This is a genomic window from Streptomyces sp. NPDC046759 (assembly GCF_040645475.1).
Classification (GTDB): Bacteria; Actinomycetota; Actinomycetes; order Streptomycetales; family Streptomycetaceae; genus Streptomyces.
In genome coordinates, this window is record NZ_JBEYYJ010000011.1 from 81,001 (window position 1) to 96,267 (window position 15,267).

Here is a 15,267-nt window from a genome sequence, read left to right on the forward strand (position 1 = left end):
ATGAACGTGATCAGGCGAGGCCTGGGCAACGGCCTGGTGCAGGCCTTCCTGGTGGTGATCGGCCTGGTCTGGCTGACCCCGCTCGCGGGCCTGTTCGTCTCCTCTCTCCGCTCCGCCCAGGACACGGCGAAGGGTGGCTGGTGGACGGCGCTCACCAGCCCGGGGCAGCTGTCCTTCGACAACTACTCGGCCCTGCTGAAGAGCTCCGGCATGACGCAGGCGTTCTGGAACACGGTCCTGATCTCGGTGCCCGCCACGACACTCGTCGTCGTCATCGCCGCGCTCGCCGGATACGCCTTCGCCTGGCTGGACTTCCCGTTCCGGGAACCGCTCTTCCTGCTGGTCGTGGCGCTGCTGGTGGTGCCGGTCCAGATCGGCCTGCTGCCGGTGGCCAAACTTTTCGGTGCACTGGGCCTGTTCGGCACGATTCCCGGGGTCGTGCTCTTCCACGTGGCGTACGGCCTGCCCTTCGCGGTGTTCCTGCTCCGCAACTACTTCGCGGAGATGCCGAAGGAGATGCTGGAGGCGGCCCGGATGGACGGGGGCAGCGAGTGGCGCATCTTCACGCGGCTGGTGCTGCCCGTGGGGCGGCCGGCCATCGCCAGCCTCGCCATCTTCCAGTTCCTCTGGGTCTGGAACGACATGCTGGTGGCCCTGCTCTTCGCCGACAGTTCCTCCCAGCCGCTGACCGTGGAACTCCAGTCCCAGATCCGCCAGTTCGGCAGCAACATCGACGTACTGGCACCGGGCGCTTTCCTGTCCCTGATCGTGCCGGTGGCGGTGTTCTTCGCCTTCCAGCGGCACTTCGTGCAGGGGGTGATGGCGGGCTCGGTCAAGTGACCGAGCCCGCTCGGCTCACGCGTACGTCCAGCGCCAGGTGCTGCCGCTGGAGGCGCAGGTGATCGGCGTACCACTCGCGGTGGTGGTCGTCGCCCCGTGGTCGCTGTTCCGGCAGAACTGGCCCGCCTGGTAGCAGTTGCCCGCGTTGGAGACGATGGAGCAGGTGCCGCTGCCGCCACCGCCCCCGCTGCCGCCACCGCCCCCGCTGCCGCCGCCGGCGCTGCGCACGGTGCCGGAGGCCGCTCTGGTGACGGTGACGGTCGGTCCGGGTGTGCGCACGGTCTTCGTTCTGGTGACCGTCGGCCCCGGCTCCGGCCGGGCGGTCACGGTGGCCGTCGCGGTGACGGTCACGGTGGGCCGGGGCGACGGCCCCGACGCCTTGGCCGCGGCGTCGTGCGCGGACTGGCCGCAGCCGGCCGCGCCGGCGGCCAGCAGGCCGACGCAGGCCGCCCACAGCCGCACCCTTCCGGTTCGGCGCGGCATCAGCCGTGGAAGGAGATGTAGCCGTTGCCGTCCCGGTCGTCGCGGGACCTGGTGTAGGCGTGGGTGTCCGCATGGGCCCCGGACGGCTTGTACAGGTAGATGGTGTCCCTGTCGTTGTTCCAGATGAAGTTGCAGTTCTGGCGGTAGACGACGTTGTTCGCGTCCGAGTCGGTGCCGTGGCCCCCGCGCAGCTTCACGTAGTCACCGGGCTCGAGGTAGTGGTTGGACGGGAAGGTGAACCGGTTGCCGGCGGCGTCCTTGACGACGTAGCCCTTGAGGTTGACGGTCGTGGCGCGCGAGTAGTTCTTGATCGTCAGATACTCGCCGCTGGAGTTGCCGGTGCGGCAGTTGTTGGAGTCCCGCCCCGGTGCGTCGTACTGGACGCCCTTGAGCTTCAGGGCGGAGGTGTACTCCGTGGCCTGGGCCGGGGCAGCGACGACGATGGCGAGCGTTCCGGCCGTGACGGCGGCAGCCAGCGCGAAGCGTATACGCATGAGGTCCCCCCTCAGTGGTGCGATTGCGGCGCCAGGAGCCTACACAAAGGTTGACCGTTGCACGGATATTTTGTGCAGGAAATGTAAAGCCGTTCGAGGGGGGGCCTCAGTCGTTCACGGCGAAGCCGGTGGATACAGCGACCGCGGCAGCTGCGAAGCCGCCGCCGCGTCCAGCAGCCACAGGGTCCGGCTGCGGCCGTACGCCCCCGCCGCCGGTGCCTGGATCTCGCCCGCGCCCGACAGGGCGATGGCCGCGGCCTCCGCCTTGTCCTCGCCGGCCGCGAGGAGCCAGACCTCGCGGGCCGAGCGGATCGCCGGGAGGGTGAGGGAGATCCGGGTCGGCGGGGGCTTGGGGGAGCCGTGGACGCCGATCACCATGCGTTCCGTCTCCCGTACCCCCGGATGCTCCGGGAAGAGGGAGGCCACGTGGGCGTCCGGGCCGACGCCCAGCATCAGGACGTCGAACGTGGGCACCGAGCCGTGGTTCTCCGGGCCGGCGGCCTTCGCCAGCTCCGCCGCGTACGCCTCCGCCGCCGCGTCGACGTCCGTGCCGTACGGGCCGTCGGAGGCGGGCATGGCGTGCACGCGCTCCGGACGCAGCGGGACGGAGTCGAGCAGGGCCTCGCCGGCCTGCGTGACATTGCGCTCGGGGTCGCCCTCGGGCAGGTAGCGCTCGTCGCCCCACCACAGGTCGAGCCGGCTCCAGTCGATGGCGTCCCGCGCGGGCGCCGCGGCCAGCGCGGCCAGCAGGCCGTTGCCGTTGCGGCCGCCCGTGAGGACCACGGACGCGGTGCCCCGGGAGGCCTGCGCGTCCACGATCCTCGTGATCAGACGGGCCGCGGCCGCCTGCGCCATCAGTTCCTTGTCGCGGTGGACGACCAGCTGCGGAGTGCTCACTTCGCCGCCGCCTTCCTTGCCGGTGTCTTCTTGGCGGTCTTGGCGGCCGCCTTCTTCGCGGGTGCCTTGGCCGCTTCCTCCACCGGTTCCGGCTCGGCGACCGGTCCGGCCGCTTCCTCGGCAGCCTGCTCCGGAACCGTGTTCAGCCGCTCCACGCCGTAACGCAGCGCCGACGCGTAGGTGTCGTCCGGGTCGAGCCGGCGCAGTTCCTCCGCGATCAGCTCGGCGGTCTCCCGCCGCTTCAGCGCCACCGCGCGGGCCGGCTGGCCCTGGATGGACAACGTGGCCAGGGTGCCGTCCGCGCGGTCCAGGACGATCGGGCCGCAGGTCGTGTCCATGCGGACCCCGGTCAGACCCGGGCCGCCCGACAGCGACCGCTTGACGGGCACGTCCAGCCGGTCCGCGAGCCACATCGCCAGCAGCTCGCAGCTCGGGTTGAACTCCTCGCCCTCCACCTCGACGCCCCGCACCTCACAGGTGACCTGGTCGAGCGCCGCCGCGAGCATGGAACGCCACGGCGTGATCCTCGTCCAGGACAGGTCGGTGTCTCCGGGCATGTAGGCCTCGGCGCGGGCGGACAGCTCCCGCACCGGCTGCTCGGCGGCGTAGGTGTCGGTGACCCGGCGCTGGGCGAGCGCCCCCAGCGGGTCCTTCGCCGGGTCCAGCGGGGCGTTCACCGGCCACCACACGACCACCGGAGCGTCCGGCAGCAGCAGCGGCAGCACGACCGAGTCGGCGTGGCCCGTGACCTCGCCGTACAGCCGCAGCACCACCGTCTCGCCCGTGCCGGCGTCCGCGCCCACCCGGACCTCGGCGTCCAGCCGCGAGGACGTGCGCTCGCGCGGGGAGCGGGAGACCCGCCTGATCACCACCAGCGTGCGCGAAGGGTGCTCGCGCGACGCGTCGTTGGCGGCCTTCAGGGAGTCGTAGGCATTCTCCTCGTCGGTCACGATGACGAGGGTCAGCACCATGCCGACGGCGGGAGTGCCGATGGCGCGGCGGCCCCGCACGAGGGCCTTGTTGATGTCGCCGGCGGTGGTGTCGGTCAGGTCGATCTTCATGGCCTGCGCCAGCTCCGTCCGTCTCGTGCGAGCATCTCGTCCGCCTCCACGGGACCCCAGGTGCCCGACCGGTACTGCGCGGGCCTGCCGTGCTTGTCCCAGTACATCTCGATCGGGTCCAGGATCTTCCAGGACAGCTCGACCTCCTCCGTGCGCGGGAAGAGGTTGGCGTCGCCCAGCAGCACGTCCAGGATCAGGCGCTCGTACGCCTCCGGGCTGGACTCCGTGAAGGACTCGCCGTAGGCGAAGTCCATGGAGACGTCCCGGATCTCCATCGAGGTGCCCGGCACCTTGGAGCCGAAGCGGACCGTCACGCCCTCGTCGGGCTGGACGCGGATGACGATCGCGTTCTGGCCCAGCTCCTCCGTCGCCGTGGTGTCGAAGGGGGAGTGCGGGGCCCGCTGGAAGACGACCGCGATCTCGGTGACCCGGCGGCCGAGGCGCTTGCCGGTGCGCAGGTAGAACGGGACGCCCGCCCAGCGGCGGTTGTCGACCTCCAGCTTGATCGCCGCGTAGGTGTCGGTCTTCGACTGCCGGTCGATGCCGTCCTCTTCGAGGTAACCGACGACCTTCTCACCGCCCTGCCAGCCGGCCGCGTACTGCCCGCGCACGGTGTGCTTGCCCAGGTCCTTGGGCAGCCGGACCGCGCCGAGCACCTTCTCCTTCTCCGCAGCCAGCGCGTCCGCGCCGAAGGAGGCGGGTTCTTCCATGGCCGTCAGCGCCATGAGCTGCAGCAGGTGGTTCTGGATGACGTCACGCGCGGCGCCGATGCCGTCGTAGTAGCCGGCGCGCCCGCCGATGCCGATGTCCTCGGCCATGGTGATCTGCACGTGGTCCACGAAGGACCGGTTCCAGATCGGCTCGAACATCGTGTTGGCGAAGCGCAGCGCGAGGATGTTCTGGACGGTCTCCTTGCCGAGGTAGTGGTCGATCCGGAACACCTGGTCCGGCTCGAACACCTCGTGCACGACCTTGTTCAGTTCCTCGGCGGACTTCAGGTCGTGCCCGAACGGCTTCTCGATCACCGCGCGGCGCCAGGAACCGCCGCTCTGGTCGGCCAGACCGTGCTTCTTCAGCTGCTGGATGACCACCGGGAAGGAGCGCGGCGGCACCGACAGGTAGAAGGCGAAGTTGCCGCCCGTGCCCTGGGCCTTGTCCAGCTCCTCGATGGTGGAGCGCAGCCGCTCGAACGCGTCGTCGTCGTCGAAGGTGCCCTGGACGAAGCGCATCCCCTGGATGAGCTGCTGCCAGACCTCCTCCCGGAACGGCGTACGGGCGTGCGCCTTGACGGCGTCGTGGACCTCCTGCGCGAAGTCCTCGTTCGCCCACTCGCGGCGGGCGAAGCCCACCAGCGAGAAGCCCGGCGGCAGCAGACCCCGGTTGGCGAGGTCGTACACCGCGGGCATCAGCTTCTTGCGGGACAGGTCGCCCGTGACCCCGAAGATGACCAGACCCGACGGCCCCGCGATACGCGGGAGCCGTCGGTCGGCCGGGTCACGAAGCGGGTTCGCTCCGGAACCGGAAAGGGGTGACAACTCAGCCCTCCGAAGGGGCGAGGCGCTCGAGCTCCGCCTGGGTGGACTTCAGCAGGTCGTTCCAGGACGCCTCGAACTTCTCGACGCCCTCGTCCTCCAGCACCTGAACCACGTCGTCGTACGAGATGCCGAGCTTCTCCAGCGCGTCCAGGTCGGCACGCGCCTGTTCGTAGGTGCCGGCGACGGTGTTGCCGGTGATCTCGCCGTGGTCCTCGACGGCCTCCAGCGTCGCCTCTGGCATGGTGTTGACCGTGTTCGGCGCCACCAGCTCCGTGACGTACATGGTGTCCGGGTAGGCCGGGTCCTTCACGCCGGTCGACGCCCACAGCGGACGCTGCTTGTTGGCACCCGCGTTCTCCAGTGCCTGCCAGCGGTCGGAGGAGAAGACCTCCTCGTACGCCTGGTAGGCGAGCCGCGCGTTGGCGACGGCGGCCTTGCCGCGCAGCGCCTTCGCCTCGTCGGTGCCGATGCCGTCCAAGCGCTTGTCGATCTCGGTGTCCACGCGGGACACGAAGAAGGACGCCACCGAGTGGATCAGCGACAGGTCCAGGCCGCGCTCCTTGGCCTTCTCCAGACCGGAGAGGTAGGCGTCCATGACGGCCCGGTACCGCTGCAGGGAGAAGATCAGGGTGACGTTGACGCTGATGCCGTGGCCGATCGTGGAGGCGATGGCCGGCAGGCCCGCCTTGGTGGCCGGGATCTTGATCAGGGTGTTCGGGCGGTCGACGAGCCAGGCGAGCTGCTTGGCCTCGGCGACGGTCGCCTTCTCGTTGTGCGCCAGGCGCGGGTCGACCTCGATGGAGACCCGGCCGTCCTTGCCGCCGGTGGCTTCGAAGACCGGGCGCAGGATGTCGGCGGCGTCGCGGACGTCCGCCGTGGTGATCATGCGGATGGCCTCTTCGACGGTGACCTTGCGGGCGGCGAGGTCCGAGACCTGCTGGTCGTAGCCGTCGCCCTGCGAGATCGCCTTCTGGAAGATCGTCGGGTTGGTGGTGACGCCCACGACGTGCTGCTGGTCGATCAGCTCGGCGAGGTTGCCGGACGTGATCCGCTTGCGCGACAGGTCGTCCAGCCAGATCGCGACGCCTTCCTCGGAGAGGCGCTTCAGTGCGTCTGTCATGGAATTACATCTCCTACGTGTCGTATATGAGCGTCAGCGCTGGGCGGCGGCGATGGATTCCCGGGCCTTGGCGGCCACGTTCTCGGCAGTGAAGCCGAACTCCCGGAAGAGCACCTTGCCGTCGGCGGAAGCACCGAAGTGCTCCAGGGAAACGATGCGTCCGGCGTCCCCCACATAGCGGTACCAGGTCAGCCCGATGCCCGCCTCCACGGCCACGCGGGCCCTGACGGACGGCGGGAGCACGGAGTCCCGGTACCCCTGGTCCTGCTCCTCGAACCACTCGACGCAAGGCATCGACACGACACGCGTCGGGACGCCCTCGGCCTGGAGCTGCTCACGCGCCTCGACGGCCACGTGCACCTCGGAACCGGTGGCGATCAGGATCACCTGCGGCTCGCCGCCCTCGGCCTCGAACAGGACGTAACCGCCGCGCGCGGCGTCCTCGTTGGGCTCGTAGACCGGCACGCCCTGACGGGTGAGCGCCAGACCGTGCGGCCGGCCCTTGCCGAACTCCTTGGTGTACCGCTTGAGGATCTCACGCCAGGCGGTCGCGGTCTCGTTGGCGTCCGCGGGGCGCACGATGTTCAGACCGGGGATGGCGCGCAGCGAGGCCAGGTGCTCGACCGGCTGGTGGGTCGGGCCGTCCTCGCCGAGGCCGATGGAGTCGTGCGTCCACACGTACGTCACCGGCAGGTGCATCAGGGCCGACAGGCGCACCGCGTTGCGCATGTAGTCGGAGAAGACGAGGAAGGTACCGCCGTACACACGGGTGTTGCCGTGCAGGGTGATGCCGTTCAGCTCGGCGCCCATGGAGTGCTCGCGGATACCGAAGTGGATCGTACGGCCGTACGGCTTGGCCTCGGGCAGCGGATTGCCCTCGGGCAGGAACGAGCTCTCCTTGTCGATGGTCGTGTTGTTCGACCCGGCGAGGTCGGCGGAGCCGCCCCACAGCTCGGGGATCACCGCGCCGAGCGCCTGGAGCACCTTGCCGGAGGCGGCACGGGTGGCGACGCCCTTGCCGGGCTCGAAGACCGGGATCTTATCCTCCCAGCCGGCGGGCAGCTCGCCCTTGCTGATGCGGTCGAACTCGGCGGCCCGCTCGGGGTTGTCGTCCCGCCACACCTGCAGGGACTTCTCCCACTCCGCGCGCGCCTGGGCACCGCGCTCCAGGGCCTTGCGGGTGTGGGCGATGACCTCGTCCTCGACCGCGAAGTGCTGCTCGGGGTCGAAGCCGAGGACGCGCTTGGTGGCCGCGACCTCTTCCTCGCCCAGCGCCGAGCCGTGCGCGGCCTCGGTGTTCTGGGCGCTCGGGGCCGGCCAGGCGATGATCGAGCGCATCGCGATGAAGGACGGCCGGTCGGTGACCGCCTTGGCCTGCTGGATCGCGGCGTAGATCGCCTGCGGGTCCAGGTCACCGTTGTCCTGGGCCTCGACGCGCTGCACGTGCCAGCCGTAGGCCTCGTAGCGCTTGACGGTGTCCTCGGAGACGGCCGTCTCGGTGTCGCCCTCGATCGAGATGTGGTTGTCGTCCCACAGCAGGATCAGGTTGCCGAGCTTCTGGTGGCCGGCCAGCGAGGACGCCTCGGCGGAGATGCCCTCCTGCAGGCAGCCGTCACCGGCGATGCAGTAGATGAAGTGGTCGAAGGGGGACTCGCCCTGCGGCGCGTCCGGGTCGAACAGGCCGCGCTCGTAGCGGGCGGCCATCGCCATGCCCACGGCGTTGGCGACACCCTGGCCGAGCGGACCGGTGGTGGTCTCGACACCCTTGGTGTGCCCGTACTCCGGGTGGCCCGGGGTCTTCGAACCCCAGGTGCGGAAGGACTCCAGGTCCTGAAGCTCCAGGCCGAAGCCGGCCAGGTAGAGCTGCGTGTAGAGGGTCAGGGACGAGTGGCCGGCGGACAGCACGAAGCGGTCGCGCCCGACCCACTCCGGGTCGGCCGGGTCGTGCCGCATCACCTTCTGGAAGAGGGTGTAGGCGGCCGGGGCCAGGCTCATCGCCGTACCGGGATGGCCGTTGCCGACCTTCTGTACGGCGTCGGCGGCCAGGACCCGGGCGGTGTCCACGGCCCGCTGGTCCAGCTCGGTCCACTCAAGGTCTGTGGTGGTCGGCTTGGTGCTCACCCTGGGTCAGGGCTCCTCTCCACATGTCGGTCACCGGTCTCGGGGCGTGCGCCCACCCGGCTGCCGGCGTGCTTCTGCCCGCCGGACGCTGCCGAGCCTACCCCCGTAAGGACGTGCGTTTTTTCGAGTGTTTCCAGACTGCCGGGACTCTGTGCGATCCGCCTCCCGACTGGCCGGACAAGCCATTTGGCACATGAATACGGAGGTGGTCATCTGAGCGCTCAATCGAGTGGCGGGTCCCCTCTTATGGGGTGGGCGTCAACACGACCCCACCCCCGCGAAGGCCGGGGTATGGGCAACGTCTAAAGTGGCGTGGTACGCGCGAGCCTTTACCGCCACTTCACAGGGGGGGCTCGCTGGGATGTCTCTGTCAGGGGTGTGCGTGACGGCCGTCGAATCACGTCCAGCGGGCGTGCTGGGTGGTGCGAGCCAGGGCCCGGTTCACCGGCCGTTCGGGGCCCGTGTCAAGGCGTTCGTGGCTCTGACCAAGCCGCGGATCATCGAGCTGCTGCTCATCACCACCGTTCCGGTGATGTTCCTGGCGCAGCAGGGTGTGCCCGACCTGAAGCTGGTCCTGCTGACCTGCGTCGGCGGCTACCTCTCGGCGGGCGGCGCCAACGCGCTGAACATGTACATCGACCGGGACATCGACGCCCTGATGGACCGTACCTCGCAGCGGCCGCTGGTGACCGGCATGGTCAGCCCGCCGGAGTGCCTGGTCTTCGGCATCACGCTGGCGGTCGTCTCGACGCTGCTGTTCGGATTCACCGTCAACTGGCTGAGCGCCTGGCTCTCGCTCGGGGCGCTCCTCTTCTACGTCGTCGTCTACACGATGATCCTCAAGCGGCGTACGTCGCAGAACATCGTGTGGGGCGGCATCGCCGGCTGCCTCCCGGTTCTCATCGGCTGGTCCTCGGTCACCGACTCGATGTCCTGGGCGCCGGTCATCCTCTTCCTCGTCATGTTCTTCTGGACGCCGCCGCACTACTGGCCGCTGTCCATGAAGGTCAAGGAGGACTACGCGCGCGTGGGCGTGCCGATGCTCCCGGTCATCGCCTCCAACAAGGTCGTCGCCCGGCAGATCGTCATCTACAGCTGGGTGATGGTGCTGGTCTCCCTGCTCCTCACCCCGCTCGGCTACACGGGCTGGTTCTACACGGTGGTCGCCCTCGCGGCCGGCGGCTTCTGGCTCTGGGAGGCGCACGGCCTGCAGAACCGGGCGAAGGCCGAGGTGACCGGCGCCAAGCTCAAGGAGATGCGCCTCTTCCACTGGTCGATCACCTACGTGTCGATCCTGTTCGTCGCGGTCGCGGTGGACCCGTTCCTGCGCTGACCGCCTGCTGCGTTCGACGGGCGTTCCTTCTGACGGGAGGGGTGCGTGGTCAAGGCCACGCACCCCTCCCGTCGCCGTTTGATCTACTCGTGGGTAGCATCCTGGCCATGGCAGACACGCAGCAGGTTGACGCGAGGGCCGAGCGCAAGGCGGCCAGGCTCGCCCGGGAGATCAGCGCCTTCGCCAAGGCGCACGGCGGCGCCGAGGGCCAGGTGGCCCACATCGGCGAGCGCGGCGCCCGCATCGTCCTCGTGGGCGAGGACGGCGGCTGGGGCGACCTGGTGGCCCCCAGCACCGAGATCGCCCGGCAGGCGGTGGAGAAGGCCGGCATCACCGTCCACGAATCCTTCGACGGGGAGTTCGCGGCCAAGGTGCACACGGGCCCGTACGAGTGGAAGCGCATGGCCGGTATTCAGGTGGGCGGCTGATCACAGCGCCCGAAGGGGCGCTGGGCGGTTCGGACACGAGACTCCGCCGCGGGCGCCCCGCAGGCCCCGGCGACCCGGTCGGTCGCCGCACAGGCGCACCACCCGAGCTGAACCGCGACCTCGAACCCCGTTCACCCGTTAGGACGTGTAAGGCAGCGCACGTCCAACGGGGGAGTCCGGATGATCGAAACGCCGTCCCTGGTGGACCAGTACTGCCACGGAGTGCTCCGCACCGAGCTGGGCCTCGGCACCTTCGAGGCGCAGCTCGCCCGCACCGAGGGTCCGCCCGCACCCGGCACCACCCTCTTCGACACCCAGACGGGCTTCGCCGTACGGCGCTGGTGCCCGCCCCTGCTCGGCCTGGAACCGCACTGCCCGCCCGCCCGCTATCTGGCCCGGCGCCGGGAACTGGGCGTCCTGGAAGCGGGCCGCAGGCTGCTGCGCGGCAGCGGCATCACCACCTACCTCGTCGACACCGGCTTGCCGGGTGACCTCACCGGCCCGGCCGAACTGGCCTCCGCCGGTTCCGCACAGGCCCACGAGATCGTCCGGCTGGAACTGCTCGCGGAGCAGGTCGCCGACACCTCCGGCACGGTCGAGTCCTTCCTCGCCAACCTCGCCGAGTCCGTGCACGGGGCCGCCGCGAACGCCGTCGCCTTCACGTCCGTCGCGGGGCTGCGACACGGTCTGGCCCTCGCGCCGGAGCCACCGGGGCCGGGGGAGGTGCGGGGTGCGGTGGGCCGCTGGCTGGCCGGGCGGCGGGTCGGCGGGCCGCTCACGGACCCGGTGCTGCTGCGCCACCTGCTGTGGATCGCGGTCGCCTCGGGCCTGCCCCTGCAACTGCACGCCGGGCTCGGCGAGCCGGGCTCCCGCATCGACCGCACCGACCCGGTGCTGCTCACCGACTTCGTGCGGGCCACGGCCGGCCTCGGCACCGACCTGATCCTGCTGCACGGCTATCCGTACCACCGCCACGCCGCCCATCTGACCGGCGTCTTCCCGCACGTCTACACCGACTCGGGCGCCGCTCTCGTCCGCACCGGCGCCCGCGCGGCCACCGTCCTCGCCGAGATCCTGGAGCTGGCGCCCTTCGGCAAGATCCTCTTCTCCACCGGCGCCCACGGCCTGCCCGAGCTGCACGTCGTCGGCGCCCGCCTGTTCCGGGAGGCCCTGGGCCGGGTCCTGGGGACCTGGGTGGCCGAGGGCGCCTGGTCGCTGGAGGACGCCCAGCGGGTGGCGCGGATGGTCGCGGCGGGCAACGCATGCCGGGTCTACGGGCTCAAGTGAGCCGTCCACCGGCCGGGCGGCACCCGGCCCCGCACGCTCAGGCGCGCGTGCCCACCGACACCCCGGCCGAGGTCCCGGGCAGGTCGAGTACGGCCTTCGGACGTTCCCGCAGCGCCAGCAGGACGCGCAGGACGCCGATCCACACGAGGCAGGAGCCCAGCATGTGCAGGCCCACCAGCAGCCCGGGCAGATGGGTGAAGTACTGCACGTAGCCGATCACGCCCTGGCCGAGCAGGATCAGGAACAGCTCACGCGTACGTGTGAGCGGCCCCTTCGGCGCGTCCACCGCCTTCAGCACGAACCACAGCGCGAATGTCAGCGTCACCACGATCCAGGCGAGCACCGCGTGCAGCTTGGCCACCGTCTCCCAGTCGACGGGGATCCGCTTGACCTCGCTGGAGTCACCCGCGTGCGGACCTGCGCCCGTGACCACCGTGCCGACCACGATGAGCAGCAGCGACGCGGCCACCAGGAACCACACCAGCTGCTGCACGGCCTTGCCGACCAGCGGCCGGGGCGCACCGTCGCCCTCGCGGGTGCGCTGCCACATCACGGCGGCGACCGTGACGAGAGCCGTCGCCAGCAGGAAGTGAGCCGCGACGGTGTACGGGTTCAGGCCCACGAGCACCACGATGCCGCCGAGGATCGCGTTGCCCATCACCAGCCAGAACTGCGCCCAGCCCAGCCGGGTCAGGCTGCGCCGGTACGGCTTCTCGGAGCGGGCGGCGATGATCGCCCAGCCGACCGCGGCGCACAGTACGTACGTCAGCATCCGGTTGCCGAACTCGATCGCGCTGTGGTAGCTCAGCGCGCTCGTGGGCGTGAGCGAGCCGTCGGTGCACTCGGGCCAGGTCGGGCAGCCGAGGCCGGAGCCGGTCAGGCGTACGGCGCCGCCGGTGACGACGATGATCACCGACATCACGAGTGCGGCGAGAGCCGCCCGCTGGACCGTCCGGGGGGCGGGGGTCCAGCGTTCGGCGATGAAGGCGAGCGGGTTGCGCACGGCCGCTGCGGCGTCGGCGGGGTTCAGCTTGGGCACGCACACCATCGTAGGCCGCCGCTTGTGCACGCGTTCACGAGGGTGCCCGCACGGCCCTCATTCCCAGCGGAAGAACTTGCCGGCCGCGGCCAGTGCGACGACCGCCCAGACCGCGAGAACGCCCAGGTCGCCCCACGGCATCCCGGCCCCGTCCCGGAGCACGTCCCGCAGGCCGCCGGAGAGCGCGGAGATGGGCAGCAGGCCGAGGACGTGCTGCGCGGCCGCGCCGAACCGGTCCAGCGGCACGATGACCCCGCCGCCGACGAGCAGCAGCAGGAACACCAGGTTGGCCGCGGCCAGCGTCGCCTCCGCCTTCAGCGTGCCCGCCATCAGCAGGCCGAGGCCGGAGAAGGCGGCCGTACCGAGGACGAGCAGGAGCAGGACGGCGGCCGGGTTGCCGTGCGGGGACCAGCCCAGCGCGAAGGCGATCGCCGTCAGCAGGATCACCTGCAGGACCTCGGTGACCAGCACGGATGCGGTCTTGGCGGTCATCAGGCCCCAGCGGGGCAGCGGCGAGGAGGCGAGCCGCTTGAGCACGCCGTAGCGGCGCTCGAAGCCGGTCGCGATGGCCTGACCGGTGAACGCCGTCGACATCACGGCGAGCGCCAGGATGCCGGGGGCGAGGAAGTCCACCGCCTTGCCCTTGCCGGTGTCGACGATGTCCACCGAGCTGAAGAGCACCAGCAGCAGGGTCGGGATGACGACCGTCAGCAGCAGCTGCTCGCCGTTGCGCAGCAGCATCTTCGTCTCCAGGGCCGCCTGGGCCGCGATCATTCGGGGGAGGGGGGCGGCTCCGGGCTGGGGCGTGTAGGTACCCGCGGTGGTCACGAGCGCAGCTCCTTGCCGGTCAGCTCAAGAAAGACGTCTTCGAGCGTGTGCCGTTCCACCGAGATCCGGTCCGGCATCACTCCGTGCTGGGCGCACCACGAGGTCACGGTGGCCAGCAGCTGCGGGTCCACCTTGCCGACGACCCGGTAGCTGCCCGGGGTCAGCTCGGCCGCCGTGCAGTCGGCCGGCAGCGCCTTCAGCAGGGAGCCCACGTCGAGGCCGGGGCGGCCGGTGAAGCGCAGGGTGTTCTCGGCGCCTCCCTTGCACAGCTCCTCGGGGGAGCCCTGGGCGATGACCCGGCCGCCGTCGATGACCGCCACGTCGTCGGCGAGCTGCTCGGCCTCTTCCATGTGGTGCGTGGTGAGGATCACCGAGACGCCGTCGGCGCGCAGGTCCCTCACCAGGTCCCAGGTGGCCCGGCGGGCCTGCGGGTCGAGGCCCGCCGTCGGCTCGTCCAGGAAGACCAGCTCCGGGCGCCCCACGACGGCCATGGCGAGCGCGAGTCGCTGCTGCTGGCCGCCGGACAGCCGCCGGTAGGAGGTCCGCCCGCAGCTGCCCAGTCCCAGGCGCTCGATCAGGGCGTCGACGTCCAGCGGGTGCGCGTGCAGCTTCGCGACATGCCGCAGCATCTCGTCCGCCCGGGCGCCGGAGTACACGCCGCCGGACTGGAGCATCACACCGATACGGGGACGCAGCTCGGCGGACTGCCGTACCGGGTCGAGGCCCAGGACGCGCACCGTGCCGGAATCCGGCTTCCGGTACCCCTCGCAGGTCTCGACCGTGGTCGTCTTCCCCGCCCCGTTGGGGCCGAGGACGGCGGTCACGCCCGCCTCGGCCACCAGGTCGAGGCCGTCCACCGCGGTCTTCGTGCCGTACCGCTTCACCAGGGCCTGGACCTGGACCACGGGCTCACTTCGCATGGGTCCAGAGTCTAGGGAGACCGCTTGCCGTTCAGACGTGGGGGTACGGGAAGTCCTCCTCACGGGGCCGGTGCAGCGGCAGCCACCGCTCCGCGTAGGCCACCGCGTCCGCCACCGGGAACAGCCGTACCTCCGCCGCGCCCACCTTTCCGCGTACGACGGTCCGGTCCCGCTCGAAGTCGTGCCCCAGCTCGTCGAACTGCTCGGAGCTGATCGACACCTCCACCACGGTCTCCCAGCCGCCCCCGGGAGCGGGCCGGCCGACCGCCACGCGGGGTGCGGGTATCCGGTACTCGGCCAGGTGGAAGCAGGTGCAGGTGGCGTAGCCCGCCCCGAGCAGCAGGACCCGGGCGCCCAGTTCCTCCAGCCGGGCCAGCGGGCTGAGCTCGCCCAGCCGGCAGTCGGGCGCGTGGCCTTCGGTGATCTCGCGCGCGTGCGGGCCGACGGCCGCGAAGGACGTCTGCGGATGGGCACTGCGCAGCGCACCCGGCCAGGTCCGTACGGTCTCCGGGAGCACGCCGACGCCCCGGGCGGGGGTGACGAGCGGGTCGTACGGCGGCATGGTGGCCCGGATCCGGTCCCACCACTCCTCGGGCACGGGCGGGTTCCCCCACACAGCGGGGTCCGACAGATCGCCGGACTGGGCCGGGACGACCAGCGTGCCGGCCGGACCGAGCGCGTCCAGGAGCCCCCGGACGACTGCGACCGCCCCTCCGTTGACCCAGCCGAGGGAGCTGAGCGAGGAGTGGACGAGGAGGATCTCGCCGGGCTCGACGCCCAGCAGCCGCAGCTGCGTGGCGACGGTGTCCCGGGTGACAAGCGGGCCGGTCGGAGGGGGTGTGGGCATGGTTCGGAAGTCTTCCCGACGGCCCCGCGGGGTG

Annotated in this window: 15 protein-coding genes; 4 read left to right on the forward strand and 11 right to left on the reverse strand. The window is 70.9% G+C overall.

Annotated features, from left to right (window positions below; all coding sequences use genetic code 11):
• Positions 1-840 carry a carbohydrate ABC transporter permease gene (locus tag ABZ919_RS17110; protein WP_361248152.1) on the forward strand — a complete coding sequence of 280 codons (840 nt, stop codon included), beginning with the start codon at positions 1-3 and terminating at the stop codon, positions 838-840.
• A 15-nt stretch (positions 841-855) separates the two neighbouring features.
• On the opposite strand, the gene ABZ919_RS17115 is transcribed toward ABZ919_RS17110, so the two are convergent.
• The 7 genes from ABZ919_RS17115 to tkt all read right to left on the reverse strand — a co-directional run bounded on the left by ABZ919_RS17115 (position 856) and on the right by tkt (position 8,551).
• The gene (locus ABZ919_RS17115) at positions 856-1,323 is read right to left on the reverse strand and encodes a hypothetical protein (protein WP_361248153.1); all 468 of its coding nucleotides are present in this window, start codon (positions 1,321-1,323) and stop codon (positions 856-858) included.
• The gene (locus ABZ919_RS17120) at positions 1,323-1,817 is read right to left on the reverse strand and encodes a lamin tail domain-containing protein (RefSeq protein ID WP_361248155.1); all 495 of its coding nucleotides are present in this window, start codon (positions 1,815-1,817) and stop codon (positions 1,323-1,325) included. The genes ABZ919_RS17115 and ABZ919_RS17120 overlap by 1 nt, the downstream gene beginning before the upstream one ends.
• A gap of 114 nt (positions 1,818-1,931) precedes the next feature.
• Positions 1,932-2,714 carry a 6-phosphogluconolactonase gene (gene pgl, locus ABZ919_RS17125; RefSeq protein WP_361248157.1) on the reverse strand — a complete coding sequence of 261 codons (783 nt, stop codon included), beginning with the start codon at positions 2,712-2,714 and terminating at the stop codon, positions 1,932-1,934.
• The gene (gene opcA / locus ABZ919_RS17130; protein ID WP_361248159.1) at positions 2,711-3,775 is read right to left on the reverse strand and encodes a glucose-6-phosphate dehydrogenase assembly protein OpcA; all 1,065 of its coding nucleotides are present in this window, start codon (positions 3,773-3,775) and stop codon (positions 2,711-2,713) included. Before opcA ends, pgl begins: the two co-directional genes overlap by 4 nt.
• Entirely contained in the window at positions 3,772-5,310 is a 1,539-nt protein-coding gene (zwf, locus tag ABZ919_RS17135) for a glucose-6-phosphate dehydrogenase (RefSeq protein WP_361248161.1), read from the reverse strand. Before zwf ends, opcA begins: the two co-directional genes overlap by 4 nt.
• Before the next feature lies 1 nt (position 5,311).
• A complete protein-coding gene (gene tal, locus ABZ919_RS17140; protein ID WP_361248163.1) occupies positions 5,312-6,430 on the reverse strand; it encodes a transaldolase in 1,119 nt (372 codons plus the stop codon).
• 33 nt (positions 6,431-6,463) lie between these two features.
• Positions 6,464-8,551 (reverse strand): transketolase, encoded by a 2,088-nt coding sequence (gene tkt, locus ABZ919_RS17145; protein WP_361248165.1) that lies wholly within the window; start codon positions 8,549-8,551, stop codon positions 6,464-6,466.
• 361 nt (positions 8,552-8,912) lie between these two features.
• On the opposite strand from tkt, the gene ABZ919_RS17150 reads away from it, so the two are divergent.
• The 3 genes from ABZ919_RS17150 to ABZ919_RS17160 all read left to right on the forward strand — a co-directional run bounded on the left by ABZ919_RS17150 (position 8,913) and on the right by ABZ919_RS17160 (position 11,599).
• Positions 8,913-9,884, forward strand: coding sequence for a heme o synthase (locus ABZ919_RS17150; protein WP_361248166.1), 972 nt, complete (start codon positions 8,913-8,915; stop codon positions 9,882-9,884).
• 107 nt (positions 9,885-9,991) lie between these two features.
• Positions 9,992-10,312 (forward strand): hypothetical protein, encoded by a 321-nt coding sequence (locus ABZ919_RS17155; RefSeq protein WP_361248168.1) that lies wholly within the window; start codon positions 9,992-9,994, stop codon positions 10,310-10,312.
• 180 nt (positions 10,313-10,492) lie between these two features.
• The gene (locus ABZ919_RS17160) at positions 10,493-11,599 is read left to right on the forward strand and encodes an amidohydrolase family protein (protein ID WP_361248170.1); all 1,107 of its coding nucleotides are present in this window, start codon (positions 10,493-10,495) and stop codon (positions 11,597-11,599) included.
• Positions 11,600-11,636: 37 nt separating this feature from the next.
• Here the strand turns inward: ABZ919_RS17160 and ABZ919_RS17165 are convergent, their stop codons facing one another.
• From ABZ919_RS17165 to ABZ919_RS17180, 4 genes are read right to left on the reverse strand one after another with little or no spacing between them, the layout of a single operon-like run.
• Positions 11,637-12,647 (reverse strand): COX15/CtaA family protein, encoded by a 1,011-nt coding sequence (locus ABZ919_RS17165; RefSeq protein WP_361248404.1) that lies wholly within the window; start codon positions 12,645-12,647, stop codon positions 11,637-11,639.
• A 48-nt stretch (positions 12,648-12,695) separates the two neighbouring features.
• Positions 12,696-13,412: an ABC transporter permease gene (locus ABZ919_RS17170; protein WP_361248406.1), complete on the reverse strand. Its 717-nt coding sequence runs from the start codon at positions 13,410-13,412 to the stop codon at positions 12,696-12,698.
• Positions 13,413-13,462: 50 nt separating this feature from the next.
• Positions 13,463-14,386, reverse strand: coding sequence for an ABC transporter ATP-binding protein (locus ABZ919_RS17175; RefSeq protein WP_361248172.1), 924 nt, complete (start codon positions 14,384-14,386; stop codon positions 13,463-13,465).
• Between the two features lie 31 nt (positions 14,387-14,417).
• A complete protein-coding gene (locus tag ABZ919_RS17180) occupies positions 14,418-15,233 on the reverse strand; it encodes an AAC(3) family N-acetyltransferase (protein WP_361248173.1) in 816 nt (271 codons plus the stop codon).
• Between the last annotated feature and the right edge of the window lie 34 nt (positions 15,234-15,267).